The 3,825-nt window shown below is 59.7% G+C and carries 4 protein-coding genes; all 4 read left to right on the forward strand.

Annotated features, from left to right (window positions below; translation table 11 throughout):
- On the forward strand, window positions 1–300 hold a 300-nt coding region (locus tag WA354_RS07350), incomplete at its 5' end, for an ExbD/TolR family protein (RefSeq protein ID WP_472812351.1).
- An 84-nt stretch (window positions 301–384) separates the two neighbouring features.
- Window positions 385–1,167, forward strand: a complete 783-nt coding sequence (locus WA354_RS07355; RefSeq protein ID WP_472812352.1) for a TonB C-terminal domain-containing protein — start codon at window positions 385–387, stop codon at window positions 1,165–1,167.
- Window positions 1,168–1,290: 123 nt separating this feature from the next.
- Complete coding sequence (gene tolB / locus WA354_RS07360) at window positions 1,291–2,643, forward strand: Tol-Pal system beta propeller repeat protein TolB (protein WP_472812353.1); 1,353 nt, start codon at window positions 1,291–1,293, stop codon at window positions 2,641–2,643.
- 167 nt (window positions 2,644–2,810) lie between these two features.
- The coding region (locus WA354_RS07365) for a YncE family protein (RefSeq protein WP_472812354.1) at window positions 2,811–3,825 on the forward strand (1,015 nt) is incomplete at its 3' end.

Consider the following 3,825-nt stretch of genomic DNA (forward strand, 5'->3'; position numbering starts at 1 on the left):
TCGGGCATCGAAGTGAATGTTCCCAAGACGCGCACCGTCAAGGAAATTACTGAGCAGCGCCTGGTGGTCACGATCGATCGCGACCAGCAGGTTTTTCTCGGCGACAAGGCTGTCAACGTGCACGACCTCGGCCAGCGATTGCGCGCTGCCAGCGGTGCCTCAACCAAGCAGGTGATTTACCTTCGCGCCGATGAGCGCGTGCCGTTTGGCGCATTCGCAAGTGTGATGGACGCGGTAAAGCAGGCGGGCATTACGAATATTTCGATTGTGACGCGTCCCGTGGACGAAAAGGGAAAGTAAAGTGGCGGAGTTCAAGCCATCTTCGTGTAACAAGCGCAGACGGAAAAGCAGGCCTTCGCTCCGCTCAGGATGGCGACAGATTAAGTGAGCAGTTTCTACCAAGTCGGCGGACATTTCCAGGAGGGACTGGCGCCTGAACCCATGGCCAAGCCCGCTGCCGGTGCAGTGTTGCTCCACTGCGGCATTGTGGTCGCAATCGTGCTCTACGGCGTCATAGGCGGATACTTTCATCACAATCTTTGGGGCGGCGCCGGACCTGGCGGAGCCATCCAGGTGAACATCACGAGCGCCCTCCCGCTTCCCTCCGACCACCCGCCCAATCAGAACGTGCTGGCCACGGAGAAGCCCAGCGAAGCGCCCGCTCCGCCGCAGCCCAAGGCAAAGCAGGCAGAAGATGAAACCGCGATTCCGATCCAGGGCAAAACGAAAAAGCCTGAGCACCAGGAAGTAAAAAGAACTCCGCCGCAGCAACAGCCGGTGCCCACCAATCGCGCGCAATATGGCGAGCAGGCTGGATCGGTGATGCCGCGCGCGTCGCAATCCGGCGTTGCCAATGGGCCTACCACCACCGATGCAAATTTTGGAAGCCTCTTCGGCTGGTACGTCGATAACATCAACCGCAAAATGGATGCGAATGGATATCGTTCGCTTGCCGACCCAAACACGCCCAAGGGGGCGAAGGCGTCGATCGAGTTCCGCATCCATCGCGACGGCTCGCAAAGCGATGTGCGCCTTGACCGCTCCAGTGGAAGTTCGACGTGGGACTCGGTCTGCGTTCGCGCTGCACAACGCGTTGATACCTTCGGGGCGCTCCCGCCCGGGTATCGCGACAATTACCTGCAGGTCTACTTCGATTGCACCTACTAGGGCCGGCGCCGTCCAATTAGAATGGAGGGCGTCAACTTAACCCGCTTCAGATCACACGAGCTCGAGACACGCAGAGTTTCCCCATCGCTCGAAAAAATCACCCAGGAAGGGTTCAGCGTTCTCATGAAACTTACGTTGCGACTTGGTTTTCCGATTTTCCTTCTTCTCGCATCTTTGACTTCTCTCTCCGCATTCGCCCAGGATTGGGTGCACACCGGTTCTGGTTTGGGTAACGCACGCATTCGGCTTGCGGCGTCTGACTTCAAAGCAGTGGGAGCCGATCCGCAGACGCCCGCGCTGAAGGCGACCTTCGACTCGACGCTCTTCAACGACCTGCAAAATGCCGGCATCTTCGACATGGTCTCAAAGAGCTTCAGCCCACAGAGCACGCCCGGCTCGCCGCAAGAGATCAATCTCGCGCAGTGGTCCGCCGACCCGGCCAGCGCTGCCATGGTTGCTTTTGGCGCGCTCTCGGCCGCCAATGGCCGCCTGGTTGTCTACGGCTGGCTCGATGACACGCGCAACACTGCCAACCCCCAGGTGCTCGGCAAACAGTACAACGAAGCCGCCAGCCAGGACATGGCGCGCACCATCGCACATCGCTTTGCCGACGAGATCATCCTTCGCCTTGGCGGAGGCGTCAACGGCATAGCCGAAACCAAGATCTACTTCATCAGCTCGCGCACCGGCTCCAAAGAGGTGTGGGTCATGGATTACGACGGGCAGAATCAGCATGCCATCACGCACCTCGGCACCGTCTCGCTCTCGCCTCGCATCTCGCCGGACAATTCCCGCCTCGCCTTCTCATCGCTCGGCCGCGAAGGCTGGTCCATCCTCATGTACTCGCTCGATCTCGGACGCATGGTGAGCTTCCCCGCCGGTAAGGTCGGCGGCAGCAACAACACCCCAGCCTGGTCTTCAGACGGAGCGAAGCTTGCTTTCTCTTCATCGCGCTCCGGCGATCCTGAGATCTGGATCACGGATGCAGCGGGCGGAAGTGCGCACAAAATTACGTCTTTCCGCGGTCCCGATGTCGCGCCCACCTGGAATCCGCGCACTAATGCGCAGCTTGCATGGGTGAGCGGACGCACGGGACTGCCGCAGATCTACACCATGGATCAGGACGGCGCGAATGTTGAACGCCTGACTGACGGCGGTTATGCGGTTTCTCCATCGTGGTCTCCGAGCGGGCAGTGGCTCACCTTCGCGTGGAATCGTAAATACGGACCCGGCGCACCCGGCGGGCAGGACATCTACGTGATGGACATATCCAGCCGCCCGCTGAAGTGGCTCCAGCTCACGCACGATTCGGGCAGCAACGACTTCCCTTCGTGGTCGCCCGATAATCGCCACATCGTCTTCGAGCGCACCATTGGCGGCCGCAGCCAGATCTGGACCATGCTCGTCGATGGCACTCAACAGCATCAGCTCACCACAAGCGGGCAGAACTTCATGCCAAACTGGAGCTGGAAGTAGAACTCGGCTACAGATGTGCAGTCCGTTCGGACCGTCGTTCCTTCGCACCCATCCACAGCAGGGGGGCGGCGTGTATGCTCGATTGCGGGAAGAAATGCATCCATTCTTGATCGTGACGATCAGGGAAGCCCGATTGCAGGTTGCATTCCGCAAAAGGAGACCCCACGATGATTAAGCAGACGCTCGCCGTTGCAACAGTTGCCGCCATGCTTTCGATCACGGGACTTGCCCGCGCCCAGGAGAGCGGTCCGTACAAAGTGCAGAGGATTCAGCTCGTGGATGGCGATGGCGGCTTCGACTACGTAACGGCCGACCCCGTTGGCCGCAATCTTTATGTAGCGCGCTCCGGGCCCGCAGGTCACATCGGCGTCTTCAATCTCGATACACTGGCGCAGGTTGGCGATATCCCTGGCACCAGCGCGCACGGTGGAGCGGTAGACACCGAGACGGGCCACGGATTCGCGACCTCAAATCCGGTGACAATGTTCGACGCAAAGACCTTTGCGATCATCAAAAAGATCGATGTACAGGGACGACCCGATGGCTACCTGAACGACCCGTACAATCACCGCTTCTATATCCTCAGCCACACTGCGCCGAACCTTACCGTCCTCGATGACAAGGACGGTTCGATTCTGGGAACGATCGACATCGGGGGCGCTCCCGAACAGGCCGCCACCGATGGCCACGGCAAGATCTACGTCGACATCGAAGACAAGGCGGCCATCGCCGTCATCGACGCCAGCACAATGAAAATGGTGGGCAAGTATGATGTCTCCAGCAAAGGTGGGGGCTGCGCCGGACTCGCGCTCGATGCGAAGAACAATGTTCTTTTCGCGGCATGTCGCGAAAACAAGAACATGATCATCCTGTCTGCGACGGATGGCCACATCATCACCGACTTGCCGATTGGCAACGGATCTGACGGCGCCAGCTTCAATCCGGAGACGATGGAGGCGTTCAGTTCGCAGGGCGATGGCACGCTTACCGTAATCAAGGAAGACTCGCCCACAAGCTTCAGCGTGGAACAGACGCTGCCCACACCGGCGCGTGCAAAGACGCATACCCTGGACACGAAGACCGATCACATCTACCTGATCACGGCTGAGTTTGGGCCAGCGCCCGCTGCACCTGTGCTGTCAGCAGCTGTTGCACCCGCAGCGGCACCTGCAACTCCCGCAC

It is taken from the genome of Occallatibacter sp. (assembly GCF_049802275.1).
Taxonomy (GTDB): Bacteria; Acidobacteriota; Terriglobia; order Terriglobales; family Acidobacteriaceae; genus Telmatobacter.